This window comes from Cobetia sp. UCD-24C (genome assembly GCF_001306765.1).
Classification (GTDB): domain Bacteria; phylum Pseudomonadota; class Gammaproteobacteria; order Pseudomonadales; family Halomonadaceae; genus Cobetia; species Cobetia amphilecti.
On the sequence record NZ_LJTD01000012.1, the window covers coordinates 37,448 to 55,613 of the forward strand.

General features: G+C 58.9%; 12 protein-coding genes and 2 pseudogenes. 7 read left to right on the forward strand and 7 right to left on the reverse strand.

The features are described 5' to 3' along the window. Nucleotides 1-128: 128 nt before the first annotated feature. Entirely contained in the window at nucleotides 129-635 is a 507-nt protein-coding gene (locus AOG28_RS14955; RefSeq protein ID WP_054557027.1) for an OsmC family protein, read from the reverse strand. Nucleotides 636-792: 157 nt separating this feature from the next. On the opposite strand from AOG28_RS14955, the gene AOG28_RS14960 reads away from it, so the two are divergent. Next, the gene (locus AOG28_RS14960; protein ID WP_054556966.1) at nucleotides 793-1,887 is read left to right on the forward strand and encodes a hypothetical protein; all 1,095 of its coding nucleotides are present in this window, start codon (nucleotides 793-795) and stop codon (nucleotides 1,885-1,887) included. A 351-nt stretch (nucleotides 1,888-2,238) separates the two neighbouring features. After that, nucleotides 2,239-2,658: pseudogene (locus tag AOG28_RS18740) on the forward strand (transposase); the annotation flags it as partial. Between the two features lie 412 nt (nucleotides 2,659-3,070). Here AOG28_RS18740 and AOG28_RS17855 read toward each other — a convergent pair. After that, nucleotides 3,071-3,859: a hypothetical protein gene (locus AOG28_RS17855; RefSeq protein WP_082388850.1), complete on the reverse strand. Its 789-nt coding sequence runs from the start codon at nucleotides 3,857-3,859 to the stop codon at nucleotides 3,071-3,073. A gap of 141 nt (nucleotides 3,860-4,000) precedes the next feature. On the opposite strand from AOG28_RS17855, the pseudogene AOG28_RS17860 reads away from it, so the two are divergent. Further along, a pseudogene (locus AOG28_RS17860) lies at nucleotides 4,001-5,007 on the forward strand (DDE-type integrase/transposase/recombinase). Here AOG28_RS17860 and AOG28_RS18295 read toward each other — a convergent pair. Next, nucleotides 4,969-5,424 carry a hypothetical protein gene (locus AOG28_RS18295; RefSeq protein ID WP_054556968.1) on the reverse strand — a complete coding sequence of 152 codons (456 nt, stop codon included), beginning with the start codon at nucleotides 5,422-5,424 and terminating at the stop codon, nucleotides 4,969-4,971. The pseudogene AOG28_RS17860 and the gene AOG28_RS18295 overlap by 39 nt on opposite strands. A gap of 174 nt (nucleotides 5,425-5,598) precedes the next feature. After that, nucleotides 5,599-7,245 (reverse strand): sigma-54 interaction domain-containing protein, encoded by a 1,647-nt coding sequence (locus AOG28_RS14975; RefSeq protein ID WP_054556969.1) that lies wholly within the window; start codon nucleotides 7,243-7,245, stop codon nucleotides 5,599-5,601. Nucleotides 7,246-7,646: 401 nt separating this feature from the next. Between AOG28_RS14975 and speB the strand changes: the two genes are divergently transcribed. The 4 genes from speB to AOG28_RS14995 all read left to right on the forward strand — a co-directional run bounded on the left by speB (nucleotide 7,647) and on the right by AOG28_RS14995 (nucleotide 13,567). Continuing rightward, nucleotides 7,647-8,597 (forward strand): agmatinase, encoded by a 951-nt coding sequence (gene speB, locus AOG28_RS14980; protein WP_054556970.1) that lies wholly within the window; start codon nucleotides 7,647-7,649, stop codon nucleotides 8,595-8,597. Between the two features lie 340 nt (nucleotides 8,598-8,937). Beyond that, a complete protein-coding gene (locus tag AOG28_RS14985) occupies nucleotides 8,938-10,254 on the forward strand; it encodes a YjiH family protein (RefSeq protein WP_131433041.1) in 1,317 nt (438 codons plus the stop codon). A gap of 75 nt (nucleotides 10,255-10,329) precedes the next feature. After that, entirely contained in the window at nucleotides 10,330-12,006 is a 1,677-nt protein-coding gene (locus AOG28_RS14990; RefSeq protein ID WP_054556971.1) for a 5-guanidino-2-oxopentanoate decarboxylase, read from the forward strand. Between the two features lie 109 nt (nucleotides 12,007-12,115). Next, nucleotides 12,116-13,567, forward strand: coding sequence for an aldehyde dehydrogenase family protein (locus AOG28_RS14995; RefSeq protein WP_054556972.1), 1,452 nt, complete (start codon nucleotides 12,116-12,118; stop codon nucleotides 13,565-13,567). 152 nt (nucleotides 13,568-13,719) lie between these two features. Here AOG28_RS14995 and AOG28_RS15000 read toward each other — a convergent pair whose 3' ends face one another. The 3 genes from AOG28_RS15000 to AOG28_RS15010 all read right to left on the reverse strand — a co-directional run bounded on the left by AOG28_RS15000 (nucleotide 13,720) and on the right by AOG28_RS15010 (nucleotide 17,909). Continuing rightward, nucleotides 13,720-15,564, reverse strand: a complete 1,845-nt coding sequence (locus AOG28_RS15000) for a SulP family inorganic anion transporter (protein ID WP_054556973.1) — start codon at nucleotides 15,562-15,564, stop codon at nucleotides 13,720-13,722. Beyond that, on the reverse strand, nucleotides 15,557-16,912 hold the full coding sequence (locus tag AOG28_RS15005; protein ID WP_200906808.1) for an NAD(P)/FAD-dependent oxidoreductase: 1,356 nt from the start codon (nucleotides 16,910-16,912) through the stop codon (nucleotides 15,557-15,559). The genes AOG28_RS15000 and AOG28_RS15005 overlap by 8 nt, the downstream gene beginning before the upstream one ends. A gap of 106 nt (nucleotides 16,913-17,018) precedes the next feature. Then, on the reverse strand, nucleotides 17,019-17,909 hold the full coding sequence (locus AOG28_RS15010; protein WP_054556974.1) for an MBL fold metallo-hydrolase: 891 nt from the start codon (nucleotides 17,907-17,909) through the stop codon (nucleotides 17,019-17,021). Between the last annotated feature and the right edge of the window lie 257 nt (nucleotides 17,910-18,166).

An 18,166-nucleotide genomic window follows, 5' to 3' on the forward strand; every position in this document is an offset into this window, starting at 1 on the left:
TGACTCTTTAGGATGCTGAAACCAAAAAAGGCCACCAGATTGCTCTGGTGGCCTTTTGGGTTCTGACACGGTCTGTATGACACGGTCAGTCTGACACGGTCAGTCCGACGCGGGCTGAGGGCTACCCATCACTGATGGGTGATCACCGCCTCACAGCTGACCGGAAAATTCAGCGAATTGGCGATGAAGCACAGCGCATGCGCCCGGTGGTGCAACTCATGGGCGAGCGCGATATCGTCACCGGCGGCCAGCGTGATCTCGGGGCGCAGCACGATGGAGGTGAAGCGCCCCGCCTCGCCCTGGCTCTCTGCCTGAGTCTTGTCATCCGTGGCGGGCGCGCCTTCCTGCATCGTGCCCTCGGCGTGGTCGTGATAGCTCATGACACGAATGCCGGCCTCAGCACACAGGTGCAGATACCACAGCTTGTGGCAGGCCGAGACAGAGGCCACCAGCATGTCTTCCGGATTCCAGCGGCCAGCGTCGCCCCGAAAGGCAGGGTCGGCGGAGCCTTCCAGGCTCGGCTTGCCACTGACACGGGCCACGAAATCACGCTCATAGGCGGTGTAATGGCGGGTGCCATCGCCGCGATTGCCGGTCCACTCAAGTTCAACCGAATACTGGTGTCGTCTGAACATCATTGTCTGCTGCTCTCTGAAGGGAAACCGCGTGCGGCGCATGACGCACAGCCTGATACTTCTGCCTGATTAGGCATCTGAACAGCGCCAGCACACGAGAAGTCATCGTAAGCCGATGATAGGATTGAATTGATCGCACTCTGACAGGATGTCACGCATGGCGTTTGCCGCAACACGCTCCTTTGGGGCAATTCCCGGGTTGGCCGTCACCGCCCTGACGCTCGGACTGGGCCTGAGCTTATGTCTCATTACCCCCGGTGCCTCGGCACGCGCCGAAGCCGCACAGTTTCGCTCCTCGCCCCAGGTCATCAATACGCTGAGCAGTACCTACGGCTTCGTCATCGCCCAGGACATCACGCTGTCACGCATCGCCGACGAGTATCCCGGCCTCGCGCCGGATGCGGAACTGGCCTCCGTCTACTTCAAGAATGCCTTCCCGAATATCACCCATCGTCTGGCGGAAAACCTCGCCACCCTGATGGGCAAGGACCACGCGCGAGAAGTACTGGAGGGCATCCGCCGTCAGATAAAGAAGGAACTGGATTCGCAGCTGACCACCGACAAGCTGACCAGCGACTTCGCGGCCCGCTTCATCGAGGCCATTCATCTGCGCGCCCAGGGGGAATACCTGCCCTCGCCGTTCAAGGAATTCCTGCTGGCGACCAAGTATCAGATCGAGCCGGTGTACGAGCTGTACGACGGCTATTTCCAGGAATTCCACACCAAGGGCCACGCCAAGTCACTGGGCGTCAACCTGGCGCTACAACTGCCTGCCTCGTGGTCTTCCGCCGAGGGTCGCCTGCCGCATATCGTGCAGAAATGGCAGAGTCAGGCGGGCACCGGCACCGACATGATCATCCTCGAGATCTATGATCTGCATGGCGAGACCGTCAGCGACGCGCAGCTCAAGGTAATGGCCGCCACGGACCAACTGGCGCAATGGGCCCCCATCAACAGTCAGATGCTCGACTCCGGCCTGACCCGAGTGGATCACCGTCAGGTCTACTGGTTCGATATCGCCATGACACAACGACACCAGGGCATGCCCATCACCTCGCAGACCCGCGAATACGGGCTCTTCCTCGACGACAAACTGATCCGCCTGCACTGCACCAGCTACCACCCCACCGCCGACGGCACCACCTACGCCAAAGCCAAGACAGACCTCGCCGTCGATGACGGCTTCAGCGAGATCAAGCCGTTGTGTGAAGGGGTGATGGGGAGCTTGGTGGTGATGGAGGGGGCAAAGTAATCGAAGTTAATCTATTAATCTCGTAACAAGCAGCATGCTATTAAGATATCAATTATAATGCACTACCACGCCATGGCGTGGATTATATTCTATAGATTTATTTTGAGTGTTAGTTTTTTTAATACTAAAGACAAGAACAGGAATTAATTCGCCTAATCCTATACATCAAACAATTTTATTATCTTTTAACAGCTAGAACATTATAGCAATTAGTTACAGCCAAGTTAATATCATTAATACTCATGATGTTTCCATCATGCCAACCTGAACTTTAAATACTTGGTTTTTTTATACATCTTGGCCACAGATTCTGAGTGCAATACCTGAGCTTCCCTGTAAGGTATTGCGCTCATGTCATACTCAGAACTCAGCGTTACCGATCGTGCCACTATCCAGGTTTGCCTCTCTCTAGGCTTGAGCCTACGAACCATTGCCCGATGCCTGAGTCGCTCCCCCTCCACTATCAGCCGAGAAATTCGCCGAAATAGTATCTTGGTTGACGACTATAGGGCTGAAAGCGCGCAAGCGTCATGACTCAAGCGTCGGCACTTTTGCTAGCCCAAACGAAAGCTAACCATCGATAGCGAGCGGTTCAGGCTTGTTGAGTACCTTCTTCAGCGCTACTTGTCTCCAGAGCAGATCGCCGGCAAGCTGCGACACATGAACCTGCCTAAACTTGAAGTCGCCTACGTCTGTCGCGAGACAATTTACACCGCCATCTGTGCACTGCCGGTTGGGCAACTGCGCAAAGAGCTCATCCATTGCCTTCGAGCTGAATATGCGGCCTCGAAAACGCTTCGACTTCAAATGCCCTATCGAGGTGATGAATGAACTGATGACAAAGCACAATGAAGCACCACCCTCAATTCAATAGGGTATTGCACTCGGAGCCTGCATCCGCCCATGAGCAGTGTTGATAAATATAACAGTCACGCATTGTAACTTTCGACTGACTCGTACAATGTATCTCTTCGAGGGGTGCTTCACCCAAACTCAGGCACAACTAGTTAACACTCGTTTTCAAACTATGTGCAAAAAACAACCACACAACTATAACTAACGATAACCGGCCAATCACCAAAGCAGATACAGCCATATATCATACCACATACCTTAACGTATCAGAAAAACCGTAAACACCACTAACCAATAAGTAGTTATAACTTAAGTAGTTATAGGGATACTATGCATCATCTGTATCACTATTTTTCCTAGAAACAACACTTAACGCTAAATTACTTAATGTTCTTTCACGTAATCCGCTATCAGCTATTCTAGATGCCACCAAGCTAGCTAATAGAATTTGATGTGTGTCAACAAGTCGAGAATGAAAGCTTCCAAGATGTTGAGACGCAGAGGCTTGGATTTTTAAAAACATAGCAGCAACATAGCTTGTCAAAAAAGTACTGATTGCACCAAGGGTTGCTACAATAAATTGGGTCTCTAGCTTATCTACATAATTAATGACGACATATAATGTTGATACAATCAATATGACGCCTAAAGCTAAACAACCAATTCCAATTTTAAAAACCCAAGAATTATGATTAAGATTTAAGTTATAATATTTCTGTAGCTGAATATCATTTACTCTAAGTGTTTTCTCAGCCTTAGACTCGAGTAATGTTCTCTCAAATCTTTGCAAGTCTATTTCAAACTCTAGCTCTTTAATTTCTTGATCAATAATTGTAGCGTCAGACTTCACACCCAAGGATAAGATAAAGAGAACAAGAGCATAAACACATAGCATAAATATTAATAAATTATCAGGCAGTATCGCAACATCTAGGAAGGTGACGTCAAAAAATCCCGAAATTATAACCCCTACGCCAGCCAAAGCAAAAAATAACATTAAGAAAAAATAAACTTTCGCATATCTTAATTTTGAACCACGCCTATTTTTAAGATGCTTCAACTTATCTATTTTGTAATCTAGCTCTTTATTTATCTCGCTTTTTTGCTCTTTACACATATAATTCCTTATCAACGCCAATAGTTCATAGAACCCAAAATGCTATTAACTGTAGAGATCAGGATGATCGGATTTCACAACGAAGATATCCTTTGTTAGCCTCGCGTGAGCTCATCAAGCAATTTATTCAGGAAAGGCTTCATGGACATCAAGCAGCATAAACAAACGACGAGGACACCGAAAATTCGTGCCGACATACAAGCTGCTCCTGCCGGCACGACTAACAAAGATCTCGCTCGTCAGTTTGGGGTCAGCGTCCCAGCGCTGGCGTTACCGCGATAATGTCCAAGATCGTTTCCACAATAGCTATAACCTACTTGAGATTCTAACCCCAGAACAGAAAGAGGTGGTCATCACCGCTCGAACGGCTACGACTGGGGCTCGATGATTCACTTATCGTTACTCGTGAATTCCTGAACCCAATCTGTCATGTTCCGCGCTTCAGCGCATGCTCAAACGACGTGATGTACCAACTCTCGCCAAGCTGGCGCGTCGAGATACGGAAGAGGACGAGAAGCCCAAGCATCGGCCCTTAAAGGATTATGAGCCCGAGTATGTGCACATTGATATCAAGTACCTACCCCATATGCCTGACGAAGATCAGAAGCGTTGTCTCTACATCGCGATTGATCGTGCCGCTCGTTGGGTTTATCTGGAGGTCAGATCAAGTCAATCTGCAAAAGATGTCCGTGCGTTCATAAGCCGTGTGGAAGAGAAGGCTCCCTTCAGGATTCGAACCGTACTCACGGATAATGGTAAATCCTTTACCGATCGCTTCACCGTGGGTGGCGAGGGTAAGCCCAGTCGGCATCATCTATTCGATCAGGAATGTCAGAGTCATGGAATTGAACATCGATTGATCAAGCCAGGCAGACCCCCAAACGAACGGAATGGTGGAGCGCTTCAATGGGCGTATCAGCAATGTGCTGGCGACTCGGCGCTATGACTCAAGTGAGGATTTAGAACAGACTCTCGAGCGTTATTGCTGGTTATACAAACATCATATTCCTCTGAAGGCACTACACCACAGAGCACCTGTTGCAGCAATGAAGGAGTGGCAGGCCAAACGACCGGAACTGTTTACTCAGGCTGAACCCGACACCCAAGCATTAACTAGTGCCTCTGAGATCATTTTTCATCATAGGTAGAATAGCATTTAGTGTTTTAACATGCGCTTTATATTCTTCTTCATAGTAGTCTTGTATCGGGTTAGTATTGAAATCTAAAATTTCTCTATTTTTCAAATTCTCTAACTCCTTCATAACATTATCCGGCAAAAGCAATGTCCCAACATTTTGGGACTTTAATATTATACCATGGGCTACTGCATACTTTTGATATAGATCCGAATCGCCTAGTCCTTCGTAAGACTCTTCGTAATTATCTTTTTTGCTAGCACAATAGCTAATATAATCATTAAAGGCTTCAATTAGATTTACATAAGCATTATATTTTTTGTCCCACAACTTATCTTTATACATCTTTTTTAATGCGAGAAACGCAACCAAATAAGCGCCCGACAATGCAATCAACAGCTGTATGAAATATTTAACAGCATCACTCATTGCTTCCCTCCTGTATACTAAACCAGTTGAATATGCTACGAAAACTTAAAAAACAAGCGAAACATAATAACATTATCTTACTTTCTTATGCAGTATGCTCACCATAAGTTATCACTCATAACAAAGACAAGATTAACTTCTACTTGCGTTATATCAATATAACAAAAAATCAAATCACCGTTTTAGCTTCCTCACCACCGATGGCTGACTAATCCCTGCCCTCTTGGCTATCGCATAAGTACTGGGCAATTCGGCTGCCATCTCGCGTAGCCATTGCGCTTCGATACGTGCCAGGCCTTCCTTTAGAGTTTCGTTGGGGCCGAGTTTGGGGATTGGCATGGCTACCGCCCCCTCAGCGGCAGGCTCTGAGAGGGCATTGGGACTATGAGAGTTATCGGCAGTGGTAAAACTTTCAGTAACGCCTATTCCATTAGATTTGTCATTACTGAAGCCAAATGAATTGCCTAGTCCATTAGCGTTATTCGTGGAACAAGTGTTGAGAAGTGTTTTCACTGAGTCGCTGTCGATGACATCGCTAGGAGCGCTGAGCCAAGCGCGTTCCAGCCAGTTTTCCAGTTCGCGGATATTGCCGAGCCAGTCCTGGCGCATGAGGATGGGCCATAACGAGGCGTCGAGGAGTTTGCGGCGACCGTGACGTTGATTGAGGCGAGAGAGGTGTTGCTCGATCAGGGCGGGAATGTCTTCGCGGCGTTCACGCAGCGGCGGCAGGCTGACGGGGAGCACATTGATGCGGTAGTAGAGGTCGAGGCGGAACTGGCCCTGTTCCACGCGGGCGGCGAGGTCTTGATTTGTGGCGACGACCAGGCGGAAGTCGGCGCGGCGGGTGGTGGTGTCGCCCAGGCGGGTGATCATCCCGTCCTGAATCACCTTGAGCAGCTTGGTCTGGGTGGCCAGCGGCAGCTCACCGATTTCATCGAGGAACAGGGTGCCGCCTTCGGCCTGCTCCATCAGGCCTGCCTTGCCACGATTGCCCGCGCCAGTGAAGGCACCGGCCTGATAGCCGAACATCTCGGACTCGAACAGGCTCTCGGGGATGGCGCCGCAGTTCACCTCGATGAAGGGGCCGTCGGCGCGTTGGCTCCAGCGATGCAGTTGATGGGCGAAGGCCGTCTTGCCGACCCCGGATTCGCCCAGCATCAATACCGTGGCGTTGGTGGGCGCGACCCGCTTGAGCAGCAGCGCTATCTCGCGCATCACCGGGCTTCTGACCTGCAGCTCGCCCAGCTCCAGCGCGGCGTCTTCGCACTCGGCCTGCTCGCGCGCTGATTGTTCACGTTGCCGCTGTTCAGCCTGGCTCTGTGCATATTGCTCAGTGTCGTGTACTGATTGCCCTGCCCCCGCCGTTGTCCAATCGCTTTCTGCCTGACTGACGCCACTCAGCTCGCCACCGCGCGAGTTGCGGCGCAGGTGATCACTGAAGCGCTGCTGGAGCACCGCGTATTCCTGCTGCAACAACTGGATATCGGTGAGATCCATCGAGCGGCTGACCACGCACTCGAGCTTGCCCGCGACGAATACCGGATGCGCCTGCGCCACCACCCGCCGCCCGGTGGCGGTGAGCTGCATCATCTGCAGCGTGCGCCCCGTGCGCAGCACCTCCAGGCTGATGGAGGGCTTGAGCACGCCGCTGGCTTCCAGCTCATGCACGTTGGCGGCACACAGCTCCTCGCGGGTCATGCCATAGACTGCCGCGGCTCCGGGGCTGACATCCATCACCTGGCCATCCGCATTGACCACGAAGTAGTGATCGTGAGCGGTGTCGATGATGGTCTTGAGAATCTGACGGTCGAGCTCTGACATGGCGGGCACCTCATGGTCGAGCCTGTGAATCGGGCGGGCTTTCCAGCGCTTCTTTCTATCAGTTCTTCCCAGCAGGTCTTTCTAGCTGGTCTTTCTCGCACGGCGCTTGAAGACACTCTCGATGATGCCCGAATGTGATCCACAAATGAATCAGTGATCCATTTTTGAATCATTAATGGCGCACGAGTGATCCAGAAATGAATCACTCAGCCATTGCCCTCAAATAAAACCCAATAAAATCAATCAACTAAAAATTGGCACGATTACTGCAATGCTGGGGTATGCGCCAAGGAAGATCGCCGGCTTTCATGACACCGTCCGGCCGAGCGATCAGGCGAACCATCACAATACCCCGCTCGCCGTCACGTCAGCGCGAGCGACTCAAGACCCTGGAGAGACAGATGAGCGAGTTCAATCAGCCGCTGGGCGGCAACGACATGCCACGTTTCGGCGGCCCGGCCACCATGATGCGTCTGCCGGCTCAGGAAACCGCGGAAGGCCTGGACGCCGCCTTTATCGGCATTCCGCTGGACATCGGTACCTCCAACCGTCCGGGCGCACGTCTCGGTCCGCGTCAGATCCGCGATGAATCGCGCATGCTGCGCCCCTACAACATGGCCACCCGCGCCGCGCCCTTCGATAGCCTGCAGGTGGCGGACATCGGCGATGTGCCGATCAACACCTTCCACCTGCCCAAGAGCATGGACATCATCGAGCAGTTCTACGATGAGGTGCTGCGCCACGACTGCGTACCGCTGACACTGGGCGGCGACCACACCGTCACCCTGCCGGTGCTGCGCGCCATCGCCAAGAAGCACGGTCCGGTCGGCCTGATCCACATCGATGCCCACGCCGACGTCAACGACCACATGTTCGGTGAGCCCATCGCCCACGGCACGCCGATTCGCCGCGCCCAGGAAGAAGGCCTGCTCGACAGCAATCGCGTGGTGCAGATCGGCCTGCGTGGCACCGGCTACTCCGCCGATGACTTCGACTGGTGCCGCCAGCAGGGCTTCCGTGTCGAGACCGCCGAGATGTGCTGGTTCAAGTCACTCGCCCCGCTGATGGCCGAAGTGCGCGACATGATGGGCGACCGCCCGGTGTACATCACCTTCGACATCGATGGGCTGGACCCCTCCGTCGCCCCCGGCACCGGCACCGTGGAAGCCGGCGGCCTGACCATGCCGCAGGGCATGGAAATCGTGCGTGGCGCGCGTGGCCTCAACATCGTCGGCGGTGACCTGATGGAAGTCTCCCCGCCCTACGACACCAGCGGCAACACCGCATTGATGGGCGCGACCCTGCTCTACGAAATGCTCTGCGTACTGCCGGGCGTGCAACAGCGCGACTGATCCACGAACGATCCACGAATGACCCGCTGTCCTGCTGTACCCGCGCCGGGGGCCCGTCCCGCCCTCGGCGCACACAGAATCACTCGAGACGATACGGCATGATGCATCACACAATGCTCGGCTAGAGCCTGACCATTACAACAAGATCTAGGTGACCCGAATGACAACCAGCATCGACTCCGCGGCGGACCATACGCCGCCCCGCGCTATTTCCGACTCTGTCTCAAGTTCCGTATCAAGTTCTAGCTCAGGTGCTGAACAGCCTGAGACCGCCAAGCCACAGAAGGCGCAGAAAGACCTCATCGCCACCCGCCCCGTGCCGCTGACGGCCAAGGGGCTGATGAAATTCCTGGTGCCGTCACTGCTCGGCGTCAGCTTCTTTCTGGTGCCGTTCAGTGTCGGCGACACCATCAACATCGGCATGGGCCTGATGGCCGATTGGCTCAAGGCCACGCTCGGCAGCGCCTTGCCCGCCATCGCCGTCGCGGTGCTGTGTCTGTCGGTGATCCTCACCGGCTTCGTCAAGCTCGCAAAGCCCGCCTGGGCACGTCAGGGCGCGGCGCACGAGCTGTTCGATGTCTCGCCGGTATGGTTCGCCATGCGCGCCCTCGGCGCCATCTTCGCGCTGATGACCTACTTCCAGTGGGGGCCAACCCAAGTCACCGCGGCCTTCACCGGCGGCGTGATGCTCAATGATCTCGCGCCGGTACTGCTGACCTTCTTCTTCTTCGCGGCCATTCTGCTGCCGCTGCTGGTTGACTTCGGCTTCATGGAATTCATCGGCAGCCTGGTGCGTCGTCCGTTCCGCGCGATCTTCAATCTGCCCGGGCGCAGCGCCATCGATGCCACCGCCTCGTGGATGGGCTCCGGCACCGTCGGCGTGCTGATCACCACCCAGCAGTACGAGCAAGGCTTCTACAGCAAGCGCGAAGCGGCGGTGATCGCCACCAACTTCTCGGTGGTCTCGATCGCCTTCGCGTTGCTGGTCACCAGTTTCATGAACATCAACCACCTGTTCGTGCCCTTCTACCTGACCGTCGTCATCGCGGGCCTGATCGCCGCCGTCATCGTGCCGCGTCTGCCGCCGCTGTCACGCAAGCGTGATGATTATCACGAGCCGGTCGGCTGCCAGATCAGTGAAGAGAACCAGAGCGACTGTGGCGTGCTGCGCTACTCACTCGGCATGGCCGTCGCGCGCGCCGAGCATGCGCCGGGCCCGCTCAAGCTGGTGAAATCGGCCGGCTTCAACGTGGCGGACATCTTCCTCGGCCTGCTGCCAGTGGTGATCGCCATCGGCACCGTGGCGCTAATGCTGGCCGAGTTCACGCCGGTGTTCACCTGGCTCTCCTACCCGATGATCCCGCTGCTGGAACTGCTGCAGATTCCTCACGCGGCAGAGGCAGCCCCGGCGACGCTGGTCGGCTTTGCCGACATGTTCCTGCCGGCGGTGCTGGCCAAGGACATCGACAGCGAACTGACCCGCTTCGTGATCGCCTGCCTGTCGCTGACCCAGTTGATCTACATGTCCGAGATCGGTGCCCTGCTGCTCAAGTCGAAGATTCCGCTCAAGATCTGGGAGCTGGTGGCCATCTTCGTGCTGCGCACGCTGATCACCCTGCCGATCATCGCCGGTATCGCGCATCTGTTCGTGTTCTGAGCCAAGCGTGCACTCAACTTGTTTCTCATCTCATACGGGAGCACCACGGTGCTCCCGTCATTGGAATAACCTGCCATGACCTGTGCTGAACTCCTGATCCGACTGCTGCGTGACACCTACGGCGTCGACACCGTCTTCGGTATTCCCGGCGTGCATACCGTCGAGCTCTACCGTGGCCTGGAGCCGGATGCCGATCCCGCCGCGCGCAGCATTCGCCACGTCACCCCGCGCCATGAACAAGGCGCCGGCTTCATGGCCGATGGCTATGCCCGCAGCACCGGCAAGCCCGGGGTGTGCTTCATCATCACCGGCCCGGGGATGACCAACATCACCACCGCGATGGGCCAGGCGCTGGCCGACTCCATCCCGATGCTGGTGATCTCCAGCGTCAATCGCACCGACACCCTCGGCCGTGGCCAGGGGCGTCTGCACGAGCTGCCCAGCCAGCAGCAACTGGTATCGGGCGTGGCGCGCTTCAGCCACACCCTGCTCGACCCGTCCGCGCTGCCGGAAGTGCTGGCCCGCGCCTTCGCGCTGTTCGAGGGTGCCCGCCCAGGCCCGGTGCATATCGAGATTCCCATTGACCTGTTCAATGCCGAGATCCCACCGCCCGCCGGTCGCACCACGCATGACTTCACGCGCCCGCGCATCGGCCGCCTCGCGCCGGACCCGGCCCTGCTCGCTGAGGCCGTGAGCCTGCTGCAGGGCGCCGAGCGTCCGCTGGTGCTGCTGGGCGGGGGCTGTGTCGCTGCACCCGACGCGGCCCGCCAGCTGGTGGAGGCGCTCGATGCCCCCACCGTTACCACCATCAATGCCAAGGGTCTGCTGGGCAGCGCCCACCCGCTGGATCTCGGCGCCAATGCCGCACTGCCTGCGGTACGTGAACTGGCGCGCGACGCCGATGTGGTGCTGGCGATCGGCACCGAACTTGGCGAGACCGACTACGACGTGGTGTTCGATGATGGCTTCGTGATCGGCGGTCAGCTGATCCGAATCGATATCGACCCCGAACAGCTGGCGCGCAACCAGCAGGCGACACTCGCCATCGTCGCCGACGCCGGCCTGGCGCTGGAGACTCTCGCCGCGAGCGTTGCTGATAGCCTGGGCGAAACCTATGACAAGACGGCTGACGCAGAGGCGGGCAAGACACGCGGCGAGCAGATCACCGCCACCGCGCTCGAGGCCCTCGCGCTGCCGACTGACCCGGCCTTCGCGCCCTACGTGCCGCTGTTCGACACCCTGCAGCAAGCGCTGCCGGAGGCGATCTGGGTCGGCGATTCCTGCGCGACCGTCTACGCCGCCAATCATCTGCTCAGCCAGCCGGCACCGCGCCGCTACTTCAATGCCTCCACCGGCTACGGCACGCTCGGCTACGGCCTGCCCGCCGCGATGGGCGCGACCCTGGGCCGCCCGGACCTGCCGGTGATCGCGCTGGTCGGCGATGGCGGCATCATGTTCACGCTGTCCGAACTCGCCTGCGCGGTGGAAGAACAGCTGCCGGTGGTGATCGTGCTGTGGCACAACCAGGGCTATGAAGAGATTCGCCGCTTCATGGACAACGCCGGCGTCACGCGCCTGGGCGTCGACATCAAGGCCCCCGACTTCCAGCTGCTCGCCCAGGGCTTCGGCTGCGCCGCCGTCGCGATCGACTCCCCCCGTGAGTTGGCGACAGCGATCAGCGAGCGCGACGCAAGCGCCCCGCTGCTGGTGGAAATTGATGCGGCGGCGTGGCAGCGCTCAATCGCACAGTGAGTCTGGCTCGCCGCTTAGCGCCACAACACTGAACAATGCCCGCCTGTGACCCTGTGGTGGCAGGCGGCATGGAACTCTCATGCCAGAAACTCACATGTCAGGAATGTCCATGCACAAGCTCGATCATCAGTTCATCAACAACGAGTGGGTCAAGTCTCACGGCGAGCGTCGTCTGGCGGTCACCAACCCCTTCGAGGAGACCATCATCGCCGAGGTGACGGCGGGTGATGCGCGTGATGTACAGGCCGCCGTCGCGGCCGCCGCCGAGGCCTTCGAGGGCTGGCAGGCACTGAGTGGCGCCGAGCGGGCGGTCTATCTGGAGGCCTTCGCCGAGGGGCTGACCTCACGCCGGGAAGCGCTGGTGGAGATGTCGTGTCGCAACAACGGCAAGATTCGCGCCGAGGCCGAGATCGATCTCGATGACGCCATCGGCTGCTACCGCTATTACGCCGCCCAGGCACGCGCGCTGGATGCGCGTCAGGGTGCGGAGGTCGCGCATGATGTCGAAGGCTATGCCGCGCACACCTATCACGAGCCGGCAGGCGTGGTGGGATTGATCACGCCGTGGAACTTCCCGCTGGTCACCAGCGCCTGGAAGGTCGCGCCGGCGCTCGCCGCCGGCTGCACCCTGGTGATCAAGCCGTCTGAAGTGACGCCGCTGCCGGAGCAGGTGATGGCCGAGATCGCGCTGGAAGCCGGTCTTCCGGCGGGCGTGTTCAACCTGCTGCACGGCGATGGCGAGGGCATCGGCGCACCGCTGACCCGTCATCCGCGCATCGACAAGATCTCCTTCACCGGCAGCAATGTGGTCGGCGAGAAGGTCATGCAGGCCGCGGCCTGCGGCACGCGCGGCGTCTCCCTGGAGCTTGGCGGCAAGTCGCCGATCATCGTGCTCGACGATGCCGACATCGAGGAAGCCGCCGACTGGGTGATGGCGGGCATCTACTTCAATGCCGGTCAGATCTGCTCTGCCACCTCGCGCCTGCTGGTGCACGAGGCCATCGCCGATGAGCTGCACGCCGCTCTGGCCAGCCGCATCGATGCGCTGGTGCTGGGTGACCCGCTGGACGCCGCGACCCAGATGGGCCCGATGACCAGTGCCCGCCAGCGCGACACCGTGCTGAGCTATCTGAACGTGGCGCGCGAGGAAGGCCTGACGGCGCTGCGCGATGGCACCCATCGCAGCCTGCCAGGCAAGGGCTATTTCGTGGCGCCGACCCTATACACCGATGTGCCGGTGACAAGCCGTCTGTGGCGCGAGGAGATCTTCGGGCCGGTGCTGTGCACGCGCCGCGTCGCCGATGAGGCCGAGGCGATTCGCCTCGCCAATGACTGTGATTTCGGGCTGGTGGCCACGGTGGTCAGCGGTGATGCCAAACGTGCCCAGCAGCTCGGTCGTCGCCTGCGCGCCGGGGTGGTGTGGTACAACAGCGAGCAGCTGCCGCTGGTGCAGGCCAGCTGGGGTGGCTTCAAGCGCAGCGGCATCGGCCGTGAGCTGGGGCCGTGGGGCCTGGCGGGCTATCTGGAGGTCAAGCACATCATCGGCCCAGTACTTGATTGAACGTATTGACTGAACGTATTGACTGAACGTATTGACTGATAGTATTGACTGAGCATCTTGTGTGACCAGATAAGAAAACGCCCCGCCTCGGCAATCACCGAGGCGGGGCGTTTTGGTTCACGACTCTTTCTTGAAACCAGCTATTTCTCCTATCAGCCGACCGCCGCCGTCTGGCTGATGCCGTCCCGGGCGCAGGACTGGCCGCAATGGCTGCCGTGAATGCTCAGCGCCTGCCAGGCATCGAAGGTGCTGAGATAGATGTCGCCACCGAGATTGGCCGGCAGCTCCGAACACTTGAGGCGGTCCATCACCGGGCCCTTCACTTCACTCAGATGCAGCTTCACGCCAGCGGCGCTCAGGCGCTCATTGATGACTTCCAGACTTTCCAGCGCCGAGGCGTCGATCAGGTTGACCGCCTGACAGGCCAGCACCAGATGCTTGAGCGAGGGGCGTTCGGCCATCAGCGCCAGCACCGTGTCTTCCAGATAGCGTGCATTGGCGAAATACAGACTCTCGTCGATGCGCAGAATCGCCAGTTCGGGGTCGGTCTCCACCTCATGACGCTCGACATTGCGAAAGTGCTCGCTGCCCGGCACCCGCCCGACCAACGCACTGTGCGGCTGGCTGGTGCGCTTGAGATAGAGCCCGAGCGACACGGCGATGCCGACGATGATGCCGCTCTCCACCCCATGCGCGAGAGTGATGATCAGCGTGATCATCAGCGCCGCACCGTCACCCTTCGAGTAGCGGAAGGTGCGCTTGATCGCCGCGATGTCGATCAGGCTGGTGGTGGCGACGATGATGATCGCCGCCAGCGTCGCGCGCGGCAGCCACGCCAGCCAGTCGGTCAGCCACAGGCTGGCGAGCAGAATGCCAATGGCGGTGAAGGCCCCCGCCAAGGGCGTGGCGGCGCCGGCATCGAAGTTGACCACCGAGCGCGACAGCCCGCCCGAGATCGGCATGCCACCGCTGACGCCTGCGCCCATGTTGGAGACGCCCAGCGCGATCAGCTCCTTGTCGGGGTCGATGCGCTGACGGCGCCGCGCGGCGAGGGTCTGGGCCAGCGCCAGCGATTCGACGAAGCCGACCACGCTGATCAAGAGTGCCGAGATCAGCAGACCCGACCAGTCATGGCTGACAAGGCTCGGCAGGCTGAGGTCGGGCAGCCCGCCGGGCACGGCACCGACCAGCGCCATGCCGCTCTTGCCCTGCTCAAGCTGTTCGCCCTGAACGAGAGGATCACTCAGCCCCCAGGCCAGCAGGCTGGAGACGATGACCGCGATGATCGGCGTGGTCTTGCACAGCATGCCCGCCGCGCTCTCGCTCATCCGCAAGGCCATCAGGCCATGCTTGAGATGACGGCGTGCCAGAATCAGCCACGCCAGGCAGCCCAGCCCGATGGCGAGTGTCGGCCAGTGCAACTCTTGCGCGCCTGCCGACAGCGACTCGCCCATCGCGATCAGATTGCCGCCGCTCAGGCTCAGGCCAGTGATCGGCCCGAGCTGACTGGCGATGATCAGGATGCCCGAGGCGGTCATGAAGCCCGAGATCACCGGGTGGCTGATGAAATTCACCAGCACTCCCAGGCGCAACAGCCCCATGGCGATCAGCATCGCGCCGGAGAGAAAGGCCAGCAGCAGTGCGGCGGCCAGCATCTCGGGCGTGGAGAGCGCCGCGCCATCGGCGCCGCTCATGCCCGCGATCGCCGAGGCCGTCATCAACGAGATGATCGCCACCGGCCCCACCGCCAGGGTGCTGCTGGTACCGAACAGCGCATACAGCACCAGCGGCAACATGCTGGCGTAGAGGCCGACCTGCGCCGGCAGCCCGGCCAGCAGCGCATAGGCCAACGCCTGAGGCACCAGCATGACGCTGACGATCACCGCCGCCAGCAGATCACGCCCGAGACTGTGGCGGTCATAGTGGGCAAGCCAACCCGCCAGCGGAAGCCAGCGGGCAAGCGACGTCCCCTTTGCCTCTCGAACCGGCTCAGACATCGCGTGACGCCGGACGCGCCAGCCATTCGTGGCCCTTGAGCAGCAGGTTCCAGTAGATGAACGGCAGACCCCGTGCCTTGAGCTGCCAGGCCAGGCGAGTCGGACGCGTGCCGTCATTGACCCACTTGGGGAAGGTCGGCTGCAGTTCACCGCCGTAGCCGAATTCCGCCAGCACGATACGGCCGTTCTCCACCGTCAGCGGGCAGGAGCCATAGCCCCGATAGCCTGCGGTAAGCGCGCCACCGGTCAGCGTGGCCAGCAGGTTCTCGACCACTACGGGGGACTGCTTGCGCACCGCCGCGGCGGTCTTGGCATTCGAGGTACCGCTGACATCGCCCAGCCCGAAGATGTCGGGATGGCTCATGTGCTGCAGGGTCTCGGGTTCGAGATCCAGCCAGCCAGCGGCGTTGGCCAGCCCGGATTGTGCGATCAACGCCGGCGCCTTCTGCGGCGGCACCACATGCAGCATGTCGAAGGACTGCTCGACGATCTGCGGCTCGCCGCCCTCCTCGGCGGCCGGCACCTCGAAGCGTGCCGTCTGCGTCTCGCCATCCACCGCGACCAGCCGCTGATGGAACCTGACGTCGATGCCATAGCCCGCGACCGCCTCTTCCAGCGCTGGCACGTAGGCCGGCACGCCGAACATCACGCCGCCGGCGTTGTGGAAGCTGACCTCGAGCTGCGACAGCACGTTCTCGCGCTGCCAGTGATCGCAGGCCAGATACATCGCCTTCTGCGGCGCACCGGCGCACTTGATGGGCATCGGCGGCTGGGTGAAGAGCGCCTTGCCGCCCTTGAGGGTCTGCACCAGCTGCCAGGTATAGGGCGCGAGATCATAGCGATAGTTGGAGGTGACGCCATTCATTCCCAGCGTCTCCTCAAGCCCGTCGATGGCGCCCCAGTCCAGCTCCAGCCCGATGGCGATCACCAGACGCTCGTAGCGCAGGCGATGGCCATTGCCGAGCGTGACTTCGTGCGCCTCGGCATCGATGCCGGTGGCTGTATCGCGATACCAGTGCACGCCCTTGGGCATCACCGAGTGCATCGGCTTGCGCGTGAATTCCGGCGTGAAGATGCCGCCACCGACCATCGTCCAGCCCGGCTGATAGCTGTGCTGCTCGGCGGGTTCGACGATGGCGATATCCATGCCCGGCTGGCGCTTGAGCAGACTGGCCGCCACCGCGATACCGCCGGCCCCGCCACCGATGATCACCACCTTGTGGGCGTTGGGTGCCAGGCGGTGATTGGCGGCGCGGGTCGCTTCCGAGGCCGAATCAGCCCCCTGATTGTCACAAGGCGTCGTTGCAGAATCCGAAACTGGCGGGGTCTGTGGCGTGCTCTGGCTCATCGATAAGGCTCCCATCGCGGAAAATCGTCCATTTGAGTCACAAAATTACGTAAGCAAGCTACATAGGCAAAGCGCTTGGACACACTCCCTGCCTGCATGGCAGCCATCACAGCTGATCAAACGGCAGGTTGAGCGGAATCTTGAGATAGGCGCGACCGTTGTCTTCCGCCGGCGGCATCTGGCCGGCACGCATGTTCACCTGCACCGCCGGCAGCATCAGACGCGGCATGCCAAGCCCGGCATCACGCTTGGTGCGCATGTCGACGAAGGCCTGCTCATCGATGCCGTCATGCACATGGATATTGTGCTCACGCTGCTCACCCACCGACGTCTGGCAGCAGAAGCCTTCACGCCCTTCGGCCGAATAATCATGGCACAGGAAGATGCGTGTGCTGTCCGGAAGCGAAAGCACCTTGTGAATCGAGCGATACAGCGTACGCGCATCGCCGCCGGGGAAATCGCAGCGCGCGGTGCCGTAATCGGGCATGAACAGGGTATCGCCGACGAAGACGGCGTCGCCGATCACGTAGCTCACGCAGGCCGGCGTATGGCCCGGCGTATGCAATACGCGGCATTCAAGCCCCCCGATCGCCAGGCTGTCGCCCTCTTCCAGCAGGCGATCGAACTGGCGGCCATCACGCGCGAAGCCCGCCTCGGCGGCGAAGATATCGGCAAAGATGTCCTGCACTTCGCGTATGCGCGCCCCGATCGCCAGCTGGCAATCCAGCTTGCCTTTCAGATAGGCGGCCGCCGACAGATGGTCGGCGTGCACGTGGGTCTCGAGAATCCACGCCACCTCGAGGGACTCGGCTTCGATATGCGCAAGCAAGGCATCCGCAGAGCGGGTGCTGGTGTGGCCTGCGGGATAATCGAAGTCGAGCACGGGATCGATGATCGCGCACTGGCGGGACTGCGGGTCGCGCACCAGGTACGTGAAGGTGTTGCTGTCTTCGTCGAAGAAGCTCTCGACCTGGGGGCGCTGTGTTGAGGTTGCCATCTTTCGACCTCCTGCTTCGCTCAAGGATTGATGTCTCAAGCCTACGCCTGCAGCGGCAATAACGCAAAATAGAATAACGTTAAAACCATATAGAATAACAATAAGGCGTTTTCAATAACCTATTGTTCTAGCTATTGAATTTCCGAATAGGCAATTAGCGACATCCCTCAACGAAATGCCTTTCACCATAAGGTATAGCTGATAGAAAGAATCGCACACGCTATGCTGACATTGCGCGGTGACACGATTCAGCCATA

Coding starts and splice junctions, on each gene's coding strand:
- AOG28_RS14955 (WP_054557027.1), bottom strand. CDS start 635: ATGTTCAGACGACACCAGTATTCGGTTGAACTTGAGTGGACCGGCAAT.
- AOG28_RS14960 (WP_054556966.1), top strand. CDS start 793: ATGGCGTTTGCCGCAACACGCTCCTTTGGGGCAATTCCCGGGTTGGCC.
- AOG28_RS17855 (WP_082388850.1), bottom strand. CDS start 3,859: ATGTGTAAAGAGCAAAAAAGCGAGATAAATAAAGAGCTAGATTACAAA.
- AOG28_RS18295 (WP_054556968.1), bottom strand. CDS start 5,424: ATGAGTGATGCTGTTAAATATTTCATACAGCTGTTGATTGCATTGTCG.
- AOG28_RS14975 (WP_054556969.1), bottom strand. CDS start 7,245: ATGTCAGAGCTCGACCGTCAGATTCTCAAGACCATCATCGACACCGCT.
- speB (WP_054556970.1), top strand. CDS start 7,647: ATGAGCGAGTTCAATCAGCCGCTGGGCGGCAACGACATGCCACGTTTC.
- AOG28_RS14985 (WP_131433041.1), top strand. CDS start 8,938: ATGAAATTCCTGGTGCCGTCACTGCTCGGCGTCAGCTTCTTTCTGGTG.
- AOG28_RS14990 (WP_054556971.1), top strand. CDS start 10,330: ATGACCTGTGCTGAACTCCTGATCCGACTGCTGCGTGACACCTACGGC.
- AOG28_RS14995 (WP_054556972.1), top strand. CDS start 12,116: ATGCACAAGCTCGATCATCAGTTCATCAACAACGAGTGGGTCAAGTCT.
- AOG28_RS15000 (WP_054556973.1), bottom strand. CDS start 15,564: ATGTCTGAGCCGGTTCGAGAGGCAAAGGGGACGTCGCTTGCCCGCTGG.
- AOG28_RS15005 (WP_200906808.1), bottom strand. CDS start 16,912: ATGAGCCAGAGCACGCCACAGACCCCGCCAGTTTCGGATTCTGCAACG.
- AOG28_RS15010 (WP_054556974.1), bottom strand. CDS start 17,909: ATGGCAACCTCAACACAGCGCCCCCAGGTCGAGAGCTTCTTCGACGAA.